General features: G+C 46.3%; 20 protein-coding genes and 1 tRNA gene. 13 read left to right on the forward strand and 8 right to left on the reverse strand.

The genetic code is table 11. The features are described from left to right. The first annotated feature begins 137 nt into the window (after positions 1-137). From ACUVJL_RS33600 to ACUVJL_RS33610, 3 genes are all read left to right on the forward strand, one after another. Positions 138-743: a DUF1517 domain-containing protein gene (locus ACUVJL_RS33600; protein WP_445249793.1), complete on the forward strand. Its 606-nt coding sequence runs from the start codon at positions 138-140 to the stop codon at positions 741-743. A gap of 207 nt (positions 744-950) precedes the next feature. Further along, the gene (locus tag ACUVJL_RS33605) at positions 951-1082 is read left to right on the forward strand and encodes a hypothetical protein (RefSeq protein WP_445249794.1); all 132 of its coding nucleotides are present in this window, start codon (positions 951-953) and stop codon (positions 1080-1082) included. Positions 1083-1163: 81 nt separating this feature from the next. Continuing rightward, complete coding sequence (locus tag ACUVJL_RS33610) at positions 1164-2051, forward strand: hypothetical protein (RefSeq protein ID WP_445249795.1); 888 nt, start codon at positions 1164-1166, stop codon at positions 2049-2051. Between the two features lie 97 nt (positions 2052-2148). On the opposite strand, the gene ACUVJL_RS33615 is transcribed toward ACUVJL_RS33610, so the two are convergent. The 4 genes from ACUVJL_RS33615 to ACUVJL_RS33630 form a co-directional block, all read right to left on the reverse strand. Beyond that, positions 2149-2526 carry a helix-turn-helix domain-containing protein gene (locus tag ACUVJL_RS33615; protein ID WP_445249796.1) on the reverse strand — a complete coding sequence of 126 codons (378 nt, stop codon included), beginning with the start codon at positions 2524-2526 and terminating at the stop codon, positions 2149-2151. 14 nt (positions 2527-2540) lie between these two features. Further along, positions 2541-2834: a type II toxin-antitoxin system HigB family toxin gene (locus ACUVJL_RS33620; protein ID WP_293124130.1), complete on the reverse strand. Its 294-nt coding sequence runs from the start codon at positions 2832-2834 to the stop codon at positions 2541-2543. 107 nt (positions 2835-2941) lie between these two features. After that, positions 2942-3850, reverse strand: coding sequence for a uracil-DNA glycosylase family protein (locus ACUVJL_RS33625; RefSeq protein ID WP_445249797.1), 909 nt, complete (start codon positions 3848-3850; stop codon positions 2942-2944). Further along, positions 3847-4077: an addiction module protein gene (locus tag ACUVJL_RS33630; RefSeq protein ID WP_249069860.1), complete on the reverse strand. Its 231-nt coding sequence runs from the start codon at positions 4075-4077 to the stop codon at positions 3847-3849. The genes ACUVJL_RS33625 and ACUVJL_RS33630 overlap by 4 nt, the downstream gene beginning before the upstream one ends. Before the next feature lie 208 nt (positions 4078-4285). Between ACUVJL_RS33630 and ACUVJL_RS33635 the strand changes: the two genes are divergently transcribed. The 3 genes from ACUVJL_RS33635 (at position 4286) to ACUVJL_RS33645 (ending at position 7820) form a co-directional block, all read left to right on the forward strand. Beyond that, positions 4286-5149, forward strand: coding sequence for a Uma2 family endonuclease (locus tag ACUVJL_RS33635; protein WP_445249798.1), 864 nt, complete (start codon positions 4286-4288; stop codon positions 5147-5149). 12 nt (positions 5150-5161) lie between these two features. Then, complete coding sequence (locus tag ACUVJL_RS33640) at positions 5162-6595, forward strand: DUF3370 domain-containing protein (protein WP_445249799.1); 1434 nt, start codon at positions 5162-5164, stop codon at positions 6593-6595. 205 nt (positions 6596-6800) lie between these two features. Continuing rightward, complete coding sequence (locus ACUVJL_RS33645; protein WP_445249800.1) at positions 6801-7820, forward strand: S-layer homology domain-containing protein; 1020 nt, start codon at positions 6801-6803, stop codon at positions 7818-7820. 89 nt (positions 7821-7909) lie between these two features. Here ACUVJL_RS33645 and ACUVJL_RS33650 read toward each other — a convergent pair whose 3' ends face one another. Beyond that, a complete protein-coding gene (locus ACUVJL_RS33650; protein WP_445249815.1) occupies positions 7910-9412 on the reverse strand; it encodes a peptidoglycan-binding protein in 1503 nt (500 codons plus the stop codon). Between the two features lie 452 nt (positions 9413-9864). Here ACUVJL_RS33650 and alr point away from each other — a divergent pair, with 452 nt between their 5' ends. From alr to ACUVJL_RS33670, 4 genes are all read left to right on the forward strand, one after another. Beyond that, the gene (gene alr / locus ACUVJL_RS33655; protein ID WP_445249801.1) at positions 9865-11082 is read left to right on the forward strand and encodes an alanine racemase; all 1218 of its coding nucleotides are present in this window, start codon (positions 9865-9867) and stop codon (positions 11080-11082) included. 130 nt (positions 11083-11212) lie between these two features. Next, positions 11213-11986, forward strand: a complete 774-nt coding sequence (locus ACUVJL_RS33660) for a mechanosensitive ion channel family protein (RefSeq protein ID WP_445249802.1) — start codon at positions 11213-11215, stop codon at positions 11984-11986. A 47-nt stretch (positions 11987-12033) separates the two neighbouring features. Further along, positions 12034-13173 (forward strand): patatin-like phospholipase family protein, encoded by a 1140-nt coding sequence (locus ACUVJL_RS33665; protein WP_445249803.1) that lies wholly within the window; start codon positions 12034-12036, stop codon positions 13171-13173. A gap of 97 nt (positions 13174-13270) precedes the next feature. Then, positions 13271-13359, forward strand: a tRNA-Ser gene (locus ACUVJL_RS33670). A 109-nt stretch (positions 13360-13468) separates the two neighbouring features. Here the strand turns inward: ACUVJL_RS33670 and ACUVJL_RS33675 are convergent. Further along, the gene (locus ACUVJL_RS33675; RefSeq protein ID WP_445249804.1) at positions 13469-15232 is read right to left on the reverse strand and encodes a macro domain-containing protein; all 1764 of its coding nucleotides are present in this window, start codon (positions 15230-15232) and stop codon (positions 13469-13471) included. A 218-nt stretch (positions 15233-15450) separates the two neighbouring features. Further along, on the reverse strand, positions 15451-16389 hold the full coding sequence (locus ACUVJL_RS33680) for a serine hydrolase (RefSeq protein WP_445249805.1): 939 nt from the start codon (positions 16387-16389) through the stop codon (positions 15451-15453). Between the two features lie 95 nt (positions 16390-16484). Between ACUVJL_RS33680 and ACUVJL_RS33685 the strand changes: the two genes are divergently transcribed. Further along, on the forward strand, positions 16485-17222 hold the full coding sequence (locus ACUVJL_RS33685) for a C40 family peptidase (protein WP_445249806.1): 738 nt from the start codon (positions 16485-16487) through the stop codon (positions 17220-17222). A gap of 90 nt (positions 17223-17312) precedes the next feature. Then, positions 17313-18335 (forward strand): glycosyltransferase family 2 protein, encoded by a 1023-nt coding sequence (locus ACUVJL_RS33690; protein WP_445249807.1) that lies wholly within the window; start codon positions 17313-17315, stop codon positions 18333-18335. A 133-nt stretch (positions 18336-18468) separates the two neighbouring features. Here the strand turns inward: ACUVJL_RS33690 and ACUVJL_RS33695 are convergent, their stop codons facing one another. Further along, a complete protein-coding gene (locus ACUVJL_RS33695) occupies positions 18469-19641 on the reverse strand; it encodes an IscS subfamily cysteine desulfurase (protein ID WP_445249808.1) in 1173 nt (390 codons plus the stop codon). 96 nt (positions 19642-19737) lie between these two features. Between ACUVJL_RS33695 and ACUVJL_RS33700 the strand changes: the two genes are divergently transcribed. Next, positions 19738-20388, forward strand: coding sequence for a hypothetical protein (locus ACUVJL_RS33700; protein WP_445249809.1), 651 nt, complete (start codon positions 19738-19740; stop codon positions 20386-20388). Positions 20389-20490: the final 102 nt, after the last annotated feature.

Genomic DNA, 20490 nt, shown 5'->3' on the forward strand with positions numbered 1-20490 from the left:
TCGTCTCTTCTACTCCTTCATGAGAACGGGACAACCATATCCCGACGGAGGGGCAACCATACCCCTCCACCCCGGAAGGGGATTCAAATTAATGTAAAGCCGTCCTAAAAGGACGGGGTTTCAAACCCAATTTTCCGATGAATGCTTGGCGCGATCGATTCAATCAATTTACAGGTCAAACTCGATTGGCAGTTTGCCGGGTGTTTGTTCACCTAACAGGCGAAGATGTTGCACCGCTGTTAGGAGTTCTCAACCGCACCGCCAGACAAGCAATTGATGCCGATGGCAACCTAGCAGTTTTAGGAGAAGGTCTTGTAGAAATTTGCAATCACCTGTTGCAATACGACAACTACTGGCAAGCAGCCGCCAATGAAGGCGATGTTTTTTGGAATGAAGGCGAAGCCGGCGATTATGTGGATGAACTTTTCACGGATTCAGCCGATCGCTATCTCAGCGAGCCTCAATACAGCACCTCTGTTTATGATAAAAAATCCCCCTTGTCTTTGCCGGTAACTAGAAATGTCGTAGTGATGCTGACAGTTGCTTATGAAGGCGAAGTTCCTGCCCTAGAAACTGACCTAGCTGACATCAGCGCGCTGAAAGTCGGTTTAAAAGCACTGATTAATTTAAATTACCAGCAAAGGCTCCGAGCTGTGCAAGTTCATTTTTCTCCCGCACAGTTGGGAGACGAACTTACCAACGAGCAAGTGTTGGTCAATTTCCCAGAACTTATTCCCCTTTAAAAACTAGAAAAATCTTAAGGAGAAAAGCGAATCGGCGCATCGGCGAAGAGAATTCGCTCTGAAAAAAACGAGGCCCACTCCCAGCGGATTAGAAGAAAAGAGGGAAAATAACAAATGTTTGTAGTGATGACGTAATATCGTTTCCGGTTGCATCGGAATGATTTAACCGCAGAGGGCGCAGAGAACGCAGAGGGAGAGAATACAGAGATGAATAATTCCGATGCTACCGGATTTGATATAATTCCTCAAGCTGGGAATAAAAAAAACTCAAGTCCTGACTGCGCTCGGGATTGGCGATCGGATGTAAATCGAGTCCTTGATAATTACCAATTACCTTGATTCAGGGCAGGCAATTGACAGAACCAGGGCGACAAGTTGTTTGCTTCTTGCTTCTTCCTTACTAATTACCAATTACTATTTATGATGCTGCGAAAACTGACACTTTATTTAATGGCTTTAACTTTTTTATGGACGGCAACGGCCTGCGGTTCTCCTACCCCACAACCTCCTACAAATCCTGGTGCAAATCGGAATAATAATGTTAACACGGTGCGTCCTGCACCAAACAATAACTTGGCTCAAGGTCAATATCCCGTACAGCAAGCTACTTACGACGATGCTGATGGCGAATACAGTTTGATGTTGCTGAATACTCCCGCCGGCAGTCCCCCAGTTTACCGCACTACGGATTTACAAATGGCTCGCTTAACGGATGAAGAAATATCGGCAGGCAAGAAAAGTTATCTAAGTCTGGAGAACAATCAAGCGGCTTTGCATTTGACAGAAGATTTTAAAATTGAGTACGTTCACAATGTGACTGAAACTGTCAATAACCCTCAAACTGGTCAGCCCCAAACTGTAGTAGTGAGACAGCAATCAGGCTTCTGGGCACCGTTTGCTGGGGCTATAGCCGGTCAGGCGATCGGCAGTTTGTTATTTAGACCGCAATATTATATGCCGCCAGTCTATCAGCCGGGAATTATGACAGGATATGGGGGGTATGGCAATACTTACGGCCAAGCTGTTAACCAATATCAAACTCGCTACCGAACTCCGCCTCCTGCTGTGAGAAACCGTCAAGTTTTAAGGACGACCGGCCGCTTGCGATCGCCCACCTCGAACGTACCCTCGCGGAATCCAGCACCGCCAAATGCTAATCGATCGACTGGTTCGGGTTACGGCGGCAGCACTTTGAGGCGATCGCCCAACTCAAATTCCCCGCAGCAAAGGCGGAGTCCGAGTTTTGGTAGCGGCAGGAATTCTCGTCAACCGAGTCGCAGTCGCTCTTTCGGCAGCAGAAGGCGGTAAGAATGTAGGGTGCGTCGCCCTCGAATATCTGCGCCTTAGTGGGAAGTTTCCCGCAGCGACACACCCTACAACTACCAAGGTAGATCGAGTTATATTGTTACGCGGGGATTTTTACCGGCTTATACGGTTGGATGAGAATTTCAGCAGGAATCCCCAGTTCTTGATTTAACTTCCGAATCATCTCCAATGTCAAGGAACGTTTACGAGATAAAACCTCAGACACCCTAGCCCGACTACCGAGACATGACTCTAAATCGCGACGAGACCATCCGCGAGTTTCCATGTAATAATCAATCGCTTCGATCGGATCGGGGATTGCGATCGGAATGTGTTTCTTCTCGTAGGCTTCCACTAAGGTGCTGAGTACATCTAATCGATCGTACTCAGAAGTGTTTGGGGCTGCATTAAATAGTAATTCTATCTCTCTAATAGCTTCCTGATAGTCGGTTTCATTTCTAATTGGGCGCAATTCCATACATCCACCTCTATTTAGACTATTTCTGCATCTACTTTGTCATACTCGGCATGAGTGCCAATAAATCGGATGAAAATAATACCAAGGTCATAACGAATTGCCACAATCAGCCGATAGCTGTTGCCTTTAATATTGAAAACCACACGGTTGTTTGCAATGATGCTGGCATTACGATGAGCAGTTTTCACATCGACCGGACTCTGCCAGTCGGCGTGAGATGCTTCGTAGTACCAAGTTTTCAGTGCTTCTTCGGTATCTGGATGAGATTCCCAGAAGTCTCGTAGGGTGCTGCGGGACAAAATACGCATAGCTTCTATAATAACGCGATCGCATCTTGCTCATTAGAAAGTAAAGTTTTCAATCGGGCGATCGCACGTTCAAGTAACTTTAACCATGTGCATCACTCACCATTTTTTCACGGATGCAAAGATGCGCGTAATTTTTCAAGCTCATCATCCTTAAAGCACTTGGAAAAAGAACGATAGCTGCGGGCATTTGGATGTGGAAGGAAAGCAAAAAATCTTTCACTGCTCCCTATCTTTATTGCCTCAGACACTGAGATTTTTTCAGGGATATTGAATTGACTTTGAATTGCTTTCTTTGCACCTACTCCCAGCACCACAATTACTTTTGCCCCTGCCAGTTCTAAAGTTCTCAACAAATAGGCTTTAACACATTTATTTTGCGCTCGTTCTACGCCAATTTCCTTATGGGATTTACAATGCACTATTTCGGTAAGTGCATAATCAATTCCTGGAAGCACATCCCGTTCAAATAACTCCATAGCACGTTGCCGAACTGCTGCCCAGAACTTAACAGCATGGCTATATGTCCCATCAATTAGTAAGGATTTCTTACCATCGATGATCCATTCCTTGCGTCCCCCTCCAAAACGATAACTGAAGTAATCTTCCATATCATCGTCTGACCAAGACCAATTTGGGTAGTTTTCAACAGAGCCAATTGATGGATTTGAACTCAGAAAAAGAATAGGAGCTTTCTCTATATGTCCACTCCAAGGCTCAGGTACTTGAAACTTGTCTAAATTGAGCGATCTTTGATAATCAACAATTTCGCTACATGGATGTTCAGCAGCAGGATTTTCTCGACAGAACCGTGCATGGGGGCAATGAGCAATTTCATGTAGCAGAGTTATCTCAGACATTTTAAATGTTGGATTGCTGAATGTTTCAATTATTTGCGGCTTTTCCAATACCCAGGCTCTCGACTGCAATGCGTTACTGCGAGAATCAAAATGTACTACATAGTATTGGACAGCTTCAGCATATTCGGCAAGTGCTTCAGGATGAAATACATACTTCATGGGTCAAGCAACAGCCTCACTTGAGCTAAGGCTTCATCCCCCGGAATTGCTTGGACAGCACCGCTTCGGATCTCGTTACGTCGTTTATGAGCCTCAGTTGTCCAAGCTGCCTGAATTATTGGGTCGATATCGAATTCTAAACTTTCTGCGAGTTTTTCTGCCAAAAGCGCTCTTGATGCACTAGGCAAAGATAAAAGCTCTTCTGTTAGTTGTTCAATTGACCGCATAGCTCTTCGCCAAATGCTTAATTACGATCGTAATGTAACAGACTTTAGACAAATAGAAGGTCATTGAGCCGGGGTTGATGTGCTTCGCGATCGCGGCTATCGAACAGTGAGCGAGAAACAGTTTATCAAACAGTATAAACTCCCTCAATCAACAATCGCTATGCTTTAATTAATAAAGCATCTGTCCTTTCACCATCGGATAGCTGACATGACCCAAAGCCTCAACCCCACCACATTACCTCCCGCCTTTCCCGATCACACCCAACTACCTGACTCCGACGGCACGTTTGTGAAAAACTTCCAAGAACATCCCCAGAGTATCCTACTCACCGACTCCCTGGAAACTACACTGCAAACCCTCCACCCGGACGGACAATATGCGATCGGGCAAGATTGTGGCATTTACTGGCGCGAAACCGACCCTCCAGAAAAGGGAGCCGAAGCGCCTGACTGGTTCTACGTTCCCAACGTTCCGCCCCTAATAGATGGGGAAATTCGCCGCTCTTATGTGTTGTGGCGCGAGTATATTGTGCCATTAATTGCGATCGAATTTGCAAGTGGAAATGGGGCTGAAGAACGAGATAATACTCCTTTATCTCGCTTACCAGAAGGTATCAATCAGAAACCAGGAAAATTTTGGGTATACGAGCAGATTATTCGCATTCCTTACTATGCGATATACATCATTAAAACGAGCGAATTGGAAGTCTATAACTGGGTGAATACTCGTTATCGCCGTTTGCAACCGAACGATCGCGGACATTATCCGATCGACCTGATGGGAGTAGAGTTAGGTGTGTGGGAAGGTAGCTATCAAAATCAGCATCAGCGATGGTTGCGTTGGTGGGATAATCAGGGGAATTTGTTGTTAACGGGTAGCGAACAAGCTAAACTAGAACGCCTCCATACCGAACAGGAACGCCAACGCGCTGACGCTGAGCGAGAGCGAGCCGATCGCGCAGAACAAACTCAACGGGATGCTATTCCCCAACTGTTGGCAATGGGTTTAACTGTAGAGCAAGTGGCTCAGGCGCTGTCGCTGTCGGTGGAAGATGTACAGAGATTGGGCTGACAGTTAACTTTCATGATTCAGAAGCCAAATCTCTTTTCTCGAATTGCTGGCATTTCTACGATCGTCCTTTGTGCAGCCGGCGGATTGTTGTACGTCAAAAAACCCGTACAATCTGTTCCCGCAAAACCAGCACCCGCAGAAATTGTACAAGCTGCGGAAGTGCGCGAGCTCCCCGGACAACTAGACAGCATCCCCCTCTTCAACAGCGACAGTCCCGAATGGGTCAAAAAAGAAGGCATTTTGCTCTCAACCTTTCCCCCAGACGGCAAAAAAGTCCCCGCAGCTCACCTGAACTTTGCCTTTCAAGGGCAATTCAACCTGTTTGCTCACCACTTTTCTCACACTCCGCTGAATTCGCGCACTTTGTATATAGGAGCTTTGTTGTACAACCCTAGTTCCGCGCCCGTGACGGTGGAAGTTTTGCAGGCAGCCAGTTACCTGATGGAACCAGACGCACCGTTCAAACAAAAACCCGCACTAAGTGAGAATCCCGACGGCGAAATATATTCCGGCCCTGGGATTCGCGCTGTCGATAGCGTTTTGCGGGGAATGCGGCAGCCGGATTTTCCGGAAAAACTGCTCGTTGCACCGGGAGAAACCGCATTGTTGATGAATCGCCCTATTCCCGTGCGGGGTCTGGAAAAGCCGATAAATGGTCGTTCTACCTTTGTGCGGCTCAAAAGTAGCGGCAAGGTTTATGCCGCTACTTTGGCAATGTATGCACCTGAAAATGCTGATGGGGGCGATCCTCTTCGAGGGCTGCGCCAACGCGCGCCAACTCTGGAAGAATGGCAGCAATTGCTGAATAATGGCGGTTTGGCAGGCCCCCGCGACAAAACCCCGACTCCCCCCGACGCGACTTCGGGAAGCCTGATTTACGGCCGCGTGGCAGGGGTGCAGCAAGGTTCTGGATGGGAAGCGGAATTAGTCGATCGCGATTCTAAAAATCTGGCAATTCCCCAGACTGGAAAAGCGATATCCTATGCGATCTCTACCTTGCGCGGGGGCACTTTGGGAACCCAACAAGTGCAAGCCGGAAAAATGCTGGCGCGCTATCCCGACACCGCTTACGAAGCCCACGGCAATTACGGCGTACACTACAATCTGATTGTGCCGCTGCATAACACTGGGGAAAAACCGCAAACGGTGGCGGTGAGTTTGGAAACGCCTTTAAAAGAAGATCGACTCTCAAAAAATGGATTGCGATTTCGCCAACCTCCCCTAGATTTTCCCTATTTTCGAGGTACTGTGCGGCTGCGCTACCAAGATGATGGAGGTTACGATGTAACTCGCTACGTGCATTTGTGGCACCGTGTCGGTCAAGTTGTGGAACCGATGGTAAAGTTGAGGTTAGCTGCGACAGAAACGCGATCGGTAAAAGTTGATTTTATTTATCCTCCTGATTCCACGCCGCCGCAAGTATTGACAGTGAGAACTTTGGAATAGTTGATTTACTGAGATCTTGCACCATTGTCAATAATCCTTTTTTGAACAGGCAAGATGCCTGTTCCACAAAGAGTAGATTTTCTTGTGGAACAGGCATCTTGCCTGTTCAGCGAGAATAGTGCAAGATGTGAGTTTATTTATTTCAGTTACTACCAGACCCAAAAAATATGTGATTTAATTTCTACATTGGTCTGTAGGTGACAATATGTCTTCTTCACAACCCCCGTCAGGGGAAAGAAATCCTCTAGGATTTGATGAATTGATTGCGATCTTGGTTGCCTTCGGCACGATGGGAGCAATTTTATTTTGGGTAACAGGTAAAAATCCCGATCGATTGAATGCCAGAAATTGGCAATTTCCAGCCGTTTTCTCTCAACCTGCTGTTACGCCCGCGAGCCCGGGAATATTAACGCCAGAATTGCCAAGTTCGGATTTGCGATCGCCCGCTACAACCCCCGTTCCGTCAAAACCGGATGTCGCACCTGTTGCACCTTTAGGGCCGATTTTATCGGAAAATCCTCCGGTGGGTGTAATCGTTGTTCCTCCCAAGCCAATTGCGCGATCGACTCCCGGTCCAGCAACGACCAAACCCAAAGCAGGTAAAGCCAAAGTTGGGCCTGTTAAATTCTCAGATGTTCCTGACAAATATTGGGCGCGTCCGTTCATTGTAGCTTTAGTCGATCGGAAAATTTTTGCTGATTCCACCGACAACAAATTTCGCCCCGACGAACCGATGACACGAGCCGAACTAGCACGCTTAATTCAGCGAATGTCCGACGACAAAAAGCCGATCCGAAAACCGATTGATTTTAAAGACGTAAAAGAGAAGAGTCCTGCCGCTCCCGCGATCGACCACACCGTCAAAACTGGATATCTTAAAGGATACCCAAACAATGAGTTCCGCCCCGAAAAACAGATTCCGCGTGTCGAAGTCATCGCAGCATTGGCGAGCGGTTTGAGCCTGAAACCATCCACCAAAGCAACCAAAACTTTACAACTTTATACAGACAGGGCAAAAGTGCCGAACTGGGCAGTGGACAAAGTAGCATCAGCCACAGAAGCTGGTATTGTGGTCAACCACCCGAAGCGCACACTTTTGCAGCCTAATAGAACAGCAACTCGCGCTGAAGTAGCAGCCATGATGTACCAAGCTATGGCAAAAAAAGGTCAAGTACCTGCTAAGGCTTCTGAGTATGTTGTGAAGCCTTCAAAGTTGTCCAAATAGTATTTTCACTCCTGATGTAGGGTGTGCACTGCCCACTCAGCCCTGTCTGGCAATGGGCACCCTACACACTGAACTACGAACCAGCTCGATTAATCTTGAAACACCATAATGCTGCCCGAATAGCAAGCTACCCAAACCTGATTAGTTTCCGGATCGTAAGTAATTCCGATCGGACTTGAATTAACACTCACTTTTTGCAGCACTTTCATATCGCTAGTCCTAACTTTACTAACAGTATTCGAGAAATAGTTGACCACATAAAGCAGTTTTCCATCATCAGAAATCGTCATGCTGCGAGGTGCTTTTCCCGTCAAAACTTTCTTCGCCACTTCACCCGTTTTTAGGTCAATTTTTGCCACATTTCCTTCACCGTTCAAAGTGGCATAAAGATACTTTCCCTTGGGATCTATTGTCAAATGACGCGGCGCATTGCCAATATTTCTCAGCCATTCTACCGAAAAGTCGATGAGATTGACTTTCGCAATATCGGAAGAACCCATGATGGCAACATAGGCATTTTTTGAGTCGGGAGTGACAACAATACCCCGAGGATATGCACCCAGTTTCACGCGCTCGACTTCGAGATTTTTATTGATATCAATTACGCTCAAATCCCAACTGCACCAATTGCTCGCGAGCGCGAAGCGATTGTCAGGCGAAACAGCATTGAATTTCGGAACTGCACCTACAGGAATTACCTTTTCTATTTTCAAAGTTTGGGTATTGATGCGGTACAGGAAACTTTGGTCGTGTTTTGCCGCTGGAGAGCACCTGTCGCTCCCCGGATTCCTAAACCCGGAACCGTACATTTGATAGTTGGATATGTAGCCATATTTGCCGTCAGTTGAAAAAGCAGCTTCTACGGGAGAGCCTTGATAATTGCCTTTGAATTTAGAAAAGCCGAACTTCGACAAGTTTACTGTATCGGGAATAGTCTTGACTAATTTAAAGTTCCTGTCGTAAACTGTGATTGTGTGGCGATACATCATGTTTTGAGCAAAAAACAAACCCGATCCCGAATAAACTATTGATTTGGGGGATATGTTGCCGTAAATGGTTTTTTTCAAGGTCATTTTTCCTTGAGTGTTGTCGGGAGGATTTACTACCCTTTGGGGTGGTGATTCACTTTTTTTATCTTCGGGAGTTTCTGTTTTAAATGGTGGTAAAGAGGGTTCTTGAAATAGAGGTTGTTTGGGCTGATTTTTAGTTCTATATTCTAGTTCGTTTGTGTTTTCTGTGGCGGTAGGAGATGGCGAAGGTCGATCGACATTTGGCGATATTTTTCCCGCAGCTTCAATGCTAACCTCTTCCGGCTTACCTTTCAGCGCTGACAAGGTTTTAGGGCCGACAATTCCGTCAACTTTCAGGTTGTTGTCTGCTTGGAACTTTTTCACAGCAGCCCGAGTGACAGAACCGTAAAATCCTGTAGCCTTACCGCCCAAATATCCTGCTGCTTGCAGAGTTTTCTGGAGTTGGACAACTTCCGGGCCTGAATCACCTTTTTTGATGGCGAGTGCGGGATTGACTAAATTTAAAATTGTGAGAGCGATCGTAAAGAAAAGTAAAGGAGTAGAGGCTAAATTCAGGTGCATTTTAGAATTAGTCCCTTGAAGCTGACATCTTTCACCATTTTCCCAAACAGGCAAGATGCCTGTTCCACAAGAGTTCAATTTTCTTGTGGGGAGTAGGGGTTGGGCCGAAGAGCCCGCCCTAAAAGGCTTATTGACAATGGTGCAAGATGTGAGTTGAAGCTGACCCGCAGCCGTTTCCCAAGTTTCAGCTAAATGTAGGTAGGCCAGTCCGTCCATAGTTTTTACCGGGTATTTTTGGTGCTATGATACACCAGTTAATACCATTTTAGATTTTAGATTTTAGATTTTAGATTGGGAATGACTGAGGCAATACGGTTTGCAGCTTGCCTACAGTTGCATTCTTTTTTTAAACTTGTATAACATTGATTAAAGGGAAAATCTTATTATAATCAAACTTAGGGTAAAATCTTTGAGCATTTTTTAATGGTGTAAGCAAGTAGGAGCGATCGACAATGTTGAGTTGGGAACAAACAACCGCAGAATCAACGACAAAAGAATCCCGCCAGACGCTGCTGTCGGACGATGACGGCGAACTTTGCCAGCGGGCTTGGGTAGAAATCGATTTAGCAGCTTTAACTCACAATGTAAAACAGCTTAAAAATCTCTTATCTCCCCACACAGAACTGATGGCAGTTGTGAAAGCGGATGCTTACGGGCACGGTGCTGTTGCAGTCAGTCAAACAGCATTGCAAGCAGGTGCTAGTTGGCTGGGAGTAGCGACAATTCCCGAAGGAATAGAATTGCGAGAAGCTGGGATAGAAGCGCCGATTTTGCTGTTGGGGGCAACCCATACAGCCCAACAGGTAAAGGCGATCGCCCATTGGCACTTGCAGCCGACTATTTGTACTGCCAAACAAGCCCTAATTTTTTCTGAAGTTCTCGCTACTCTCAACCAATCTTTGCCAGTTCACGCTAAGTTGGATACGGGTATGTCTCGCTTGGGTACGCCCTGGGAGGAAGCAACAGAATTTGTGCAATTAGTCAAGCGGTTGCCAAATTTAAAATTAGCCAGCATTTACTCTCACTTGGCGACAGCCGACAGTCCCGATCCCGCAGTGATGAGAGAGCAGCACCAGCGGTTTAAACGGGCGATCGAGCAAATTAAAATAGCAGGAATTATCCCCCCTCGCCTCCACTTGGCAAACTCTGCTGCCACCCTCGCACAAGCCGATTTGCACTACGATTTAGTACGAGTCGGTTTGGCTACCTATGGTCTTTATCCAGCTCCTCACTTGCAGTCGAGATCCAACTTGAAGCCCGCAATGCAGGTAAAAGCTAGGGTGACGCAGGTGAAAACAATTCAAGCAGGAACCGGCGTCAGTTACGGCTATCAATTTATAGCTCAGCGGCCGACACAGATTGCCGTAATTGGTATCGGCTATGCAGATGGTGTTCCGCGCAATCTTTCTAATAAAATGCAGGTTTTAGTCAGGGGTCAATTCGTGCCGCAAGTGGGAGCCGTGACGATGGATCAGTTAATGCTCGATGTAACTGATATTCCCGATTTAGAAGTCGGTGAAGTGGTGACATTGTTGGGAAAAGATGGGGAATATCAAATTACGGCTGATGATTGGGCAGTAACTTTAGGAACTATTTCCTGGGAGATTCTCTGCGGTTTTAAACACCGATTGCCCCGTGTAGCAGTGGGAAAAAAATCTGTTGACAGTTGACAGTTGACAGTTGACAGTTGACAGAAAAATTACCAATTACCAAATACCAATTGATATGACAGCGATCGGGACATTTATACCAATAAGCCAAACCTTGTATTCCCCGATAAATACAGAAAGAATACAGGCCATGCAAGTAGCCCAAGAATTCTCTAAAAAATTCGTAGAATTGGGGTTTAAAATTGTACCTCAACTGCTGTGGGCGATCGGCATTTTGTTAATTACGCGATTTGCGATCGGCGTTGTGGGGCGCGTGACTCGCCGAGCACTGAGTCGCACCGAAGCCACGCTGCGGAAATTCTTAGTTCAAGCTGCTGAGATTACGATTTTGGTAGTGGGAGTAGTCGCCGCTTTGAGTCAGTTGGGAATTCAAACTACCAGCGTGGTTGCGGTGGTGGGTGCAGCGGGTTTGGCGATCGGTTTGGCGTGGCAAAATACTTTGTCGCACTTTGCTGCTGGGGTAATGTTGATTAGTTTGCGGCCCTTTGAAGTCGGAGATGCGATCGAAGCTGCGGATGTTAAGGGAGTGGTGGACAGCATCGGGATTTTTTCAACAACCGTCGTGACAGACGATCGCATAAAAATTATTGTGCCGAACAATCAGTTGTTTAACGGTACACTGAAAAATACCACGGCAATGGGAACGAGGCGAGTAGACTTGAAGATTGATATTGGCGATCGGCCGATCCGTCCAACTGTAGCTGAGTTATTAGAAATTGCCCACTCTCACCCCCTGGTGTTGGAGAATCCGCCCCCGACTTGTTTGGTAGCCGAGATTACTCCAGATACAACTATTTTATCTCTCCGGCCTTGGTGCGCGTCGGTGGCCTACGAACAAGTGCGATCGCAAGTTCAAGAACAGGTCAAAGAAGCAATGAATGCCCACAAAAATCAAGAACAATAGATATTAATCTCAAATCTCAAATCCCAAATCGAGCCGAGGTATTTCCCATGAGCAAGTGGTATCCGCAGCAAATTTTGCAAGAGCCCGGTGTCAGAATGACCGCCACCGAAAAACAAACAATTCTCAGCAAATTTCCGCCTCCCGACGAAAACGGTGAAATCTATGCCGACGGAGTTTTTGAAGGCGGCGGCGTGCGCGGAGTTGCGTTTTTAGGAGCACTCAGATGTTGCAGCGATTTGGGCATCCGCTGGCGAAAATTGGCCGGCACTTCAGCAGGTGCAATTACTGCAGCAGTATTGGCAACCGACTTGTCAATTGATGATTTAGAGGAACTGTTAGGACAGCTCGATTACAGCATATTTTTAACTAAAAAAAACAGTCCTCTAATTTTAAACGGCGACCCCGCCGACGACTTGCAATCTCCTGCTTGGACGCTACTTTTTCTCACAGTTAGCCGTCAGATGGGAGAATATTCTGCGCAACCTTTTCGGCAGTGGCTGGAAGCAACGCTCGGTCAAGGTAAATTGCACACTTTTGCCGATGTCAAACAAATCGTCAAAGACCGGGAATTAAAAGTAGTAATATCCAACCTCAGTCGCGGTGAAATGTTGGTAATCCCCGACGACTTACACCGCCGCGACTCGACGGATTCCGATCCTTTGTACGAACAGTTGCGGCTCAAAAGTGCTGAACATTTTAGCGTGGCTGAAGCCGTTCGGTTGTCGATGAGTATTCCGCTATTTTTTGAACCGGGAAAACTGGGCGATGACGTAATTGTAGATGGCGGAATTTTGAGCAATTTCCCCCTGTGGATTTATGACAAACAATCCGTCGGTTCGACTCCTGCGGCGCCCCGCTGGTTTACCTTTGGGTTTCGATTGGTTGATACTGGAATTGAGAGTAAAGTTAAGATTGATACTCCGCTGTCGATGCTGGCGGCGATGTTCAGAACCATGATGAAAGCAAGAGACCGCTATCACCAGCGGGAAATGGATAAAGGCAGGGTTATTAATATTGATGTGACTGAAGCTGGGGTGACGACGACGGACTTTAATCTCCCTGCCGATCGCAAGGCTAACCTGTACAGATTGGGATATTTGTATACTAAGAGGTTCTTTTTGAGTGCCAATTTTAGTTGGGAAAAGCACTTGAAGGCTAGGGGCTTTGGGGAAGGGGCGGGCGGTTGAGGTCGCGGATGCTAGACAGAGTAAGGGATTGAGGAATTTTTCAATTAGGGCTTGGCAAGAAGAAGATGTGTGTGCTATAGTTAGTTACTGTCATCTTGGAGAGGTGGCTGAGTGGTCGAAAGCGGCAGATTGCTAATCTGTTAAGGGTGTTAACATCCTTCGAGGGTTCAAATCCCTCCCTCTCCGTTCTAAGTAAGCCAACCTCAAAAAACATAAGACCCAGAGCCCCGACTTCTCGAAGAAGTCGGGGCTCTAAAAGCGATCGCGTTTTACCTTCGTCCTGTTACTAAAACCATTACAAACCAGAAACTTTCAAGAATTCATTTTGGAAGCAACGATGAGTATCTGAATCGAAACAAACAAAAAGAATAGACCCGATCGCACTAGATCTTGAAAGAAAGCGACTGGTTTGTGCAAAAGCAATTGCTGCTGCACGATCGGCTGGAAAACCCATTGCTCCCGTTCCAATAGCTGGAAAAGCAATACTCCGCAGTGAATGCTGTAAAGCTAATTTTAAACAACTGCGGTAACATTCTGCTAATAGGTCTTCCTCTCCCTGAGAGCCACCGCGCCAAGGGGGACAAACCGTATGAATAACCCACGGTGTCGGCAAATTATAGCCAGGAGTAATTTTCGCCTCCCCTTGCTCACAACCACCTATACGGCGACATTCTTCTAGAAGTTCTGGTCCTGCTGCTTGGTGAATTGCGTTGGATATGGCACCCGAGTTGGATAGGTTGCGATCGCACGAGTTAACGATCGCATCGACTCCTAAATTTTCAGTAATATTCCCCAAGATCGGGCCTTTGCGATAAGCGTATAAAAGGCTCACATGACCGCTACTGCGAGAAACAGCCCGGGTGTAGCTTTGATGAGTTGACGTTTTGCGATATCTGTTATAATCTCGCTCCTGAAGTTGTACTTCTAAGTCGGTGATTGCCTCCGCTTCTGGCGCACTCATGGGAAGATCGGGATTATTGAGCAACTGCTGTTTTGTCTCCTGCAATAGTTGGCTGGCGCGATCGTAATCCCCTCCATCTACCAGTCTGACGGCTTCTTTTTTAGCGCGTCCTGTCATCATTAAAATCGCTTGCTGTCGTACCTCAGAGTTGAAGGGAAATTCCTCCAATTGTGCAGCACTGACGACGGGTAAGCGCAAGGAAACGCGGATTTTTTGCTCCTGTGGTTGTTCGGGTTCGTTCCAACTGAGGCGAAAATAACATAAATCTACTTCCTCTGTCATCGCTGGCACTTTCAGCCGCACGACTACATCAACTGGATTACTAATTACTAAATTAGGTAAGCGAAACCGACCATTTGGGGTGACATCGAGCTGATTGAGTACCTCAACCAATTCTACTCCAGCTTGTGGCTCAATTCCCAAGGTGACATTTGTGCCAACTGTCGCCATTAAGCCAAGTAATTCTTGTTGAAAGATACTTGGCAATTGTTCGGGAGATTGAATGTAATAATAATGGCCATCCCCACTCCGTGCCATTGCTTCTAGCAAGTCTTCGTTGTAATCATCACCAATTCCCATTGTGGAAGTGCTGACACCTCGTTTGGTTAAACCGTTCACATCGGAGGCTATTACATCGGGATTTGTTTCGCCCACATTCGCGAGTCCATCTGATAAGAGAATGACTCGATTTAAGTGTTCTGGATTGACGTGTTGGCTAACTTGAATTCCTCCTTGCATCCATCCGGCGTGCAGTGCCGTACTGTTTCTGGCATAAATTTTTTGAATTTCCTGCAAAAGGTGTGATTTATGAGTAGCAAGGGTGCTAGGAACTAGCGTTTCTATCTGGTCATCGTAAATTGTGATACTAACGCGATCGCTTGGTAACAACTGTTCGATTGCGTAACTAGCTGCAAGCCGTGCGTATCCAATTTTTGATCCCATCATAGAACCAGAGCGATCGATTACTAAACCTAAATTAAGCTGCGGTCGCTCAATTGTTTTTTCCGGTGCTGGGGGCGTAATTCTGACTAAAACATCTAGAGTCGTTGAGCGTTCGGAACAAACGGCAGCACGTAGAGGGATAAGCTGTATGTCCATATTTGACCTCTTTTATATCACGCTATTTAAATGATACAGCAGAGTACAGGTGAATAGAGTACGCTTTAATCCCAAGCACTTACGAAAGTGTTTCACAAACTGCTGCCACTGTACTTTATAAACCTGCACCCTGCTGTATCTTTAAGCTCCTAATTTGGGGCTGGCATAAGACCAGGCTCCACAAAACCTTTAAGTTTTGTCAATTTACAAGTTAAAGTTTAATTAAGTGCTTTCATCGCTTCGACAACTTGCCGCGAGATAAAAGGTAAAATTTCTTCATTCTTGCTATTCTCTTTCCCTTCTGTAAATACAACCAACAAATACGGCTGCAAGCCCGGTATTTCAATATAAGCAGCATCGTGACGAACTTGACTTGTCAGTCCCGCTTTTGACCACAATTTTGCTGAGTCTGGCAATCCGCCACCTAAAAAACCTGTAACTTGATTTTCAGGATCGGCTTTTAATTCTGCTGGGTCTAAACTGCGTTTCATTAAAGCCATCATTTCTTGCGATGAAGAGGCAGAAACAGCTACGCCGCCGATTATACTGTGCAGCAAACGCGCCGCGGCATTTGTGGTCAGCATATTTCTATTTTCCATTAATTCTCCCACAAATGCTCGCTCGCGACCGTAGGGGCCGTCACACCAGGTTTTTTGATTGGTGTTAATATTTTGTAATTCCGGCCAATCTAAGGATTGAAAGTAACGGTTGACAATGTTTCGCTGCTGTTTCCAAGTTTCAAAGGGGCCTGGTGATAATTCTGGGCCGCTGGTGGTGCCGGTGAGGGCGTCTACTACTAAACTGGTGGCGTCGTTGCTGGAATCAACTATCATATCTCGGACGGCGCGTTCTAATTCAGGCGATATTTGAATCATGCCTTTTTGCGCCCATTCCCAGATGGCAACGAGGTAGAATAATTTGACGATGCTGGCTGGATAAACTCGTTCGGAACCTCGGTTGCTAAAACCTCGCGGTTGATATTTCCAAAATTCTTCTGCACTCAGGGCGCCGCCTGTATTGACTCGCACCGGCGGATCGTAGACTATCCAGGTAATTGCTGTACGATCGCCACTTAATCCTGTAAATTCTGACAATGCGGAGTCTATAATGCTACTGCCGAGGTTTTCTAATTGTTCGTCTTTGTGGAAAAATGTCATGGTTAATGGCTGACGGTTAACGGTTAACGGCTAGCAGCTAATGGCAATCTATCGTTAAATGCGAACAATTAACAGCAAACAATTAGCAATTAGCCATGGCCAATTATCAATTATCTGATGTTCTGGAGTACCGGGCGCGATCGCACATAAATATTTACGATTCCCCCAAGTGCGATCGATTGGCAACTCAAGCAGCCGCTTGGCGGCATTTGCGCGTAGTTGACCCCCCCCAGCCCTCCCTGAGGTCAGGGGGGAGAAATGGCATAGACTCGGTTGTTGAGGGGGATACAACGGCTGTGATGGTGCGGCTGTGCGAAGATGATTATCCGGGATGGCTGGATATTCGAGATGTGGAGTTGCTCGATGTGGCAGAAACAGTGTATTATCCTCTGGTGCTTTCTGAGATCCAAATCAAGGAAAAATTACCAATCGTAATTACTTTTGCTCGTGAGGCTATGCACCAATCCAATTATTATCTTTGGGGCGGTACAGTCGGGCCAAATTATGATTGTTCGGGCTTGATGCAAGCTGCTTTTGTGGCTGCGGGCATCTGGTTGCCGAGGGATGCTTATCAGCAGGAAGCTTTTACTAAACCTATCAGTATCACTGCTTTAGAACCGGGGGATTTAGTATTTTTTGGTACGCCGGAAAAAGCCACTCATGTAGGATTGTATCTCGGAGATAATCGCTACATTCACAGTTCGGGACAAGCACAAGGTCGCAACGGAATCGGTATCGATGTTTTGTCGGAGGATGGCGATCGAGTCAGTCAATCTTATTACCGACAAGTGCGGGGATATGGTAAAGTTGTAGCCAGTTATCAACCTAGTTAGTTGTTGACGGTTGACGGTTGACGGTTGACGGTTGACGGTTGACTGTTAACTAATGACTGTTAACTAATGACTAATGACTAATGATTACTGATGTTATCTAACAAAGAAATGGACGCTGCATTATTTTTGGAAAAATTGGCTGCACAGCAGGCTGGCGCTGAGGTTGTTCTAGACGTTTCAGTGGTGGTGCCGGTGTATAATGAGGTGGAAAGTTTGCCTCATTTGATTGAGGCGATCGCCTCTTCTATCCAACCATCTGGACTCAGCTATCAAATTATTTGTGTAGATGACGGTTCTAAGGACGGTTCGGCTGAACTTCTCCAGCAGTTAGCCAGCAGTCGTGATGACCTTTGTGCTGTAATTTTGCGCCGCAATTACGGGCAAACTGCTGCCATGTCGGCAGGTTTCGATCGCGCTCGTGGTCGTGCTATTGTTACCCTAGACGGCGATTTGCAAAATGACCCGGCTGATATTCCGCTATTGTTGGCTAAGTTAAATGAAGGCTACGATTTAGTGAGTGGCTGGCGGAAAAATAGGCAGGATAATACTATTAGTCGGTTGATTCCTTCTAAAATTGCGAACTGGTTAATTGGTCGCGTTACAGGCGTAACTTTGCACGACTACGGCTGTTCTTTGAAAGCTTATAAATCCGAGTTGGTAGCAGACTTGAATCTCTACGGGGAATTGCACCGCTTTTTGCCGGCCTTGGCGTTTATTGAAGGGGCGAGAATTGCAGAACTGCCGGTGCGGCATCACGCCCGCCGTTTCGGTCAAAGTAAGTACGGGATTTGGCGCACTTTTCGCGTGTTGATGGATTTGTTAACTATTTCTTTTATGAAAAAGTTCCTGACTCGACCGATGCACGTTTTTGGACTTTTGGGACTGGGTTCTATGACGTTGGGAACGGTTTTAGGAATTTATTTGACTTTCCTGAAATTGGCTTTTGGTCAAAGTATCGGGAACCGTCCTTTGCTGATTTTGGCTGTGGTTTTGCTGTTAACTGGCGTGCAGTTATTTTGTTTTGGTTTGTTGGCGGAAGTGATGATGCGGACTTATCACGAGTCGCAGGGAAAACCGATTTATCGAGTGCGCGAGGTATTTGGTTCTAAGTAAGGGTTCGCTCCCAATTATACTCGGTGATAAAAAGAGGAAAAGTTTTGAGTTTTAAGTTAAATCATTTAAAATTCAAAACTCAAAACTACTTCCTAATCTTCAATTCTCCCATCTAAAATCTAAAATCTAAAATCTAAAATTGAGTGACTTTTTGAGCTTGTCGGAGAGATTGAATAGTTGCGATCGCGTGTTGGGAAACTGCATCTATTTCTGCTGCGGTATTGAATCGGCCAATACCAAACCGAATTGAAGCATAAGCTAATTTGTCCGATCGCCCGATCGCTGCTAAAACATGAGAGGGAGATATTTTCGCCGAAGTGCAAGCAGATCCCGAAGAAACTGCCGCCGCCGATTGCAAACCCAACATCAACGCTTGACCGTCAACGCCACCTACACTAATATTGAGATTCCCCGGCAATCTCTTAGTCGCGTGACCGTTGAGAACAACATCGCCCAATTCACTCAAATTTTCCCACAAACGCTGCCGCAAATTAACCACTCGTTCTGTTTCCGACTCCATTTCCGCAATTGCCAATTCTACTGCTTTGGCAAATCCGACTATTTGCGGTGGGTAGAGAGTTCCCGATCGCATTCCCCGTTCGTGGCCACCTCCGTGCATTTGCGGCGCTAGCTGCACTCTCGGTTTGTTGCGGCGCACGTAGAGAGCACCGATGCCTTTTGGCCCGTAAATTTTGTGGGCTGTCAAGGACATTAGATCGATATTCATCTCCTGTACGTCGAGGGGAATTTTGCCGATCGCCTGTGCCGCATCTGTGTGGAAAAGAATGTCATTTCCGCGACAAATTGCTGCAATTTCTGCGATCGGCTGGATGACGCCAATTTCGTTGTTAGCCGTCATCACTGAAACTAAAATTGTCTCGGCCCGAATCGCTTTTATCAAATCGCCTATATCAATCAGCCCGTCGCTTTTCACTGGTAAAACAGTAATGTCAAACCCTAATTTTTGCAAATATGTACAGGGGTCAAGAATTGCATTATGTTCGGTTTTTACTGTGATAATGTGCTTTCCTTTGCTGAAATAAGCTTCGGCGATACCTTTAATCGCTAAGTTATTTGCTTCGGTTGCACCGCTGGTAAAAACAATTTCTTCGGGGGAAGCATTGATCGCTTCTGCTAAAATTTGTCGTGACTGTTTAACCGCTGCTTCTGCTTCCCAGCCGTAGACGTGGCTGATGCTGGCTGCGTTGCCGAACTGTTCGGTGAAATACGGCAGCATCGCCTCAAGTACCCGTTGGTCTACGGGGGTTGTGGCGTGGTTGTCGAGGTATATAGGACGTGCGGACATAGTGCAGTTTTGGTTGAAAAAAGTGTTAGGTTTATTGTAGACGAGCCCCTTGTTATACTACAAAACTTTATAATTAACAAATATTTGTGAAGATTTATGCGAGCTGACATTCAGGGATTAGAAATTACTGTCGGTGAACTCAAGCACCTCACCGGCGCGGGGCCCGATCGCGTATACCGGCCGCCGACAGCCGCTAAGTTTGCCCGCGAAGCTTTGAAAACAGTTGGTTTAATTGTTTTGGTTCTAATCAGTTGTTGGCTGCTAGTTGCCATATTTCCTAGAGCTTATTTGTTGTGGTTCGCCCTCCACTTCGCTGCGATCGTCGGTTTAATCTTTGAGGATGCGTGGAAAATTCAGTGCAGCCGGCAAAACCAACATTTAATCAATCTTTTTGATGATGTCGATCGCTATAATGGTATAATCGAAGCGATCGAAATTAACGATAGGATAGAAGATGCCGGCAATGCGGCAGTCAAAATAGGCGATCGAGCAAAAGTCATTCAAGCCTTGCAGCTAATCAGAGAGGATTTAGTTCGAGCTTTGAAAACCGAGAGGATTCTCAGGGAAAATAAAAAATTTGTCGCTACTAACTCCGAATTGTTTGCCAATAATTTGAGAACTTTGAATTCCCTGCAAATTAGCGATCGAGCCACCGAACAAGGGCGATTGCTCAACGAAGCTTTGCAGGTAGCCGTGGGGGTTCAAGCAGAAATGAAAAAGTTGCAAGATCGCAATGCTGCTAATTAAAAAAATGGCAAAAGTTAGTAGCGTATACGGCTGCGTGCGCATCTTACACAGTAGCAACACGCACCTTACTGAACCGCAACAGGCAGGATGCCTGTTCCACTC

This window comes from Microcoleus sp. OTE_8_concoct_300 (assembly GCF_031383065.1).
Taxonomy (GTDB): Bacteria; Cyanobacteriota; Cyanobacteriia; order Cyanobacteriales; family Microcoleaceae; genus Microcoleus.

Excerpts from the sequence above, each read along its gene's own strand:
- ACUVJL_RS33680 (WP_445249805.1), bottom strand. The coding sequence starts at position 16,389 with ATGACATTTTTCCACAAAGACGAACAATTAGAAAACCTCGGCAGTAGC.
- ACUVJL_RS33635 (WP_445249798.1), top strand. The coding sequence starts at position 4,286 with ATGACCCAAAGCCTCAACCCCACCACATTACCTCCCGCCTTTCCCGAT.
- ACUVJL_RS33675 (WP_445249804.1), bottom strand. The coding sequence starts at position 15,232 with ATGGACATACAGCTTATCCCTCTACGTGCTGCCGTTTGTTCCGAACGC.
- ACUVJL_RS33605 (WP_445249794.1), top strand. The coding sequence starts at position 951 with ATGAATAATTCCGATGCTACCGGATTTGATATAATTCCTCAAGCTGGG.
- ACUVJL_RS33650 (WP_445249815.1), bottom strand. The coding sequence starts at position 9,412 with ATGCACCTGAATTTAGCCTCTACTCCTTTACTTTTCTTTACGATCGCT.
- ACUVJL_RS33630 (WP_249069860.1), bottom strand. The coding sequence starts at position 4,077 with ATGCGGTCAATTGAACAACTAACAGAAGAGCTTTTATCTTTGCCTAGT.
- ACUVJL_RS33640 (WP_445249799.1), top strand. The coding sequence starts at position 5,162 with ATGATTCAGAAGCCAAATCTCTTTTCTCGAATTGCTGGCATTTCTACG.
- ACUVJL_RS33620 (WP_293124130.1), bottom strand. The coding sequence starts at position 2,834 with ATGCGTATTTTGTCCCGCAGCACCCTACGAGACTTCTGGGAATCTCAT.
- ACUVJL_RS33615 (WP_445249796.1), bottom strand. The coding sequence starts at position 2,526 with ATGGAATTGCGCCCAATTAGAAATGAAACCGACTATCAGGAAGCTATT.
- ACUVJL_RS33610 (WP_445249795.1), top strand. The coding sequence starts at position 1,164 with ATGATGCTGCGAAAACTGACACTTTATTTAATGGCTTTAACTTTTTTA.
- ACUVJL_RS33685 (WP_445249806.1), top strand. The coding sequence starts at position 16,485 with ATGGCCAATTATCAATTATCTGATGTTCTGGAGTACCGGGCGCGATCG.
- ACUVJL_RS33660 (WP_445249802.1), top strand. The coding sequence starts at position 11,213 with ATGCAAGTAGCCCAAGAATTCTCTAAAAAATTCGTAGAATTGGGGTTT.
- ACUVJL_RS33665 (WP_445249803.1), top strand. The coding sequence starts at position 12,034 with ATGAGCAAGTGGTATCCGCAGCAAATTTTGCAAGAGCCCGGTGTCAGA.
- ACUVJL_RS33690 (WP_445249807.1), top strand. The coding sequence starts at position 17,313 with ATGTTATCTAACAAAGAAATGGACGCTGCATTATTTTTGGAAAAATTG.
- ACUVJL_RS33695 (WP_445249808.1), bottom strand. The coding sequence starts at position 19,641 with ATGTCCGCACGTCCTATATACCTCGACAACCACGCCACAACCCCCGTA.
- ACUVJL_RS33600 (WP_445249793.1), top strand. The coding sequence starts at position 138 with ATGAATGCTTGGCGCGATCGATTCAATCAATTTACAGGTCAAACTCGA.
- alr (WP_445249801.1), top strand. The coding sequence starts at position 9,865 with ATGTTGAGTTGGGAACAAACAACCGCAGAATCAACGACAAAAGAATCC.
- ACUVJL_RS33645 (WP_445249800.1), top strand. The coding sequence starts at position 6,801 with ATGTCTTCTTCACAACCCCCGTCAGGGGAAAGAAATCCTCTAGGATTT.
- ACUVJL_RS33700 (WP_445249809.1), top strand. The coding sequence starts at position 19,738 with ATGCGAGCTGACATTCAGGGATTAGAAATTACTGTCGGTGAACTCAAG.
- ACUVJL_RS33625 (WP_445249797.1), bottom strand. The coding sequence starts at position 3,850 with ATGAAGTATGTATTTCATCCTGAAGCACTTGCCGAATATGCTGAAGCT.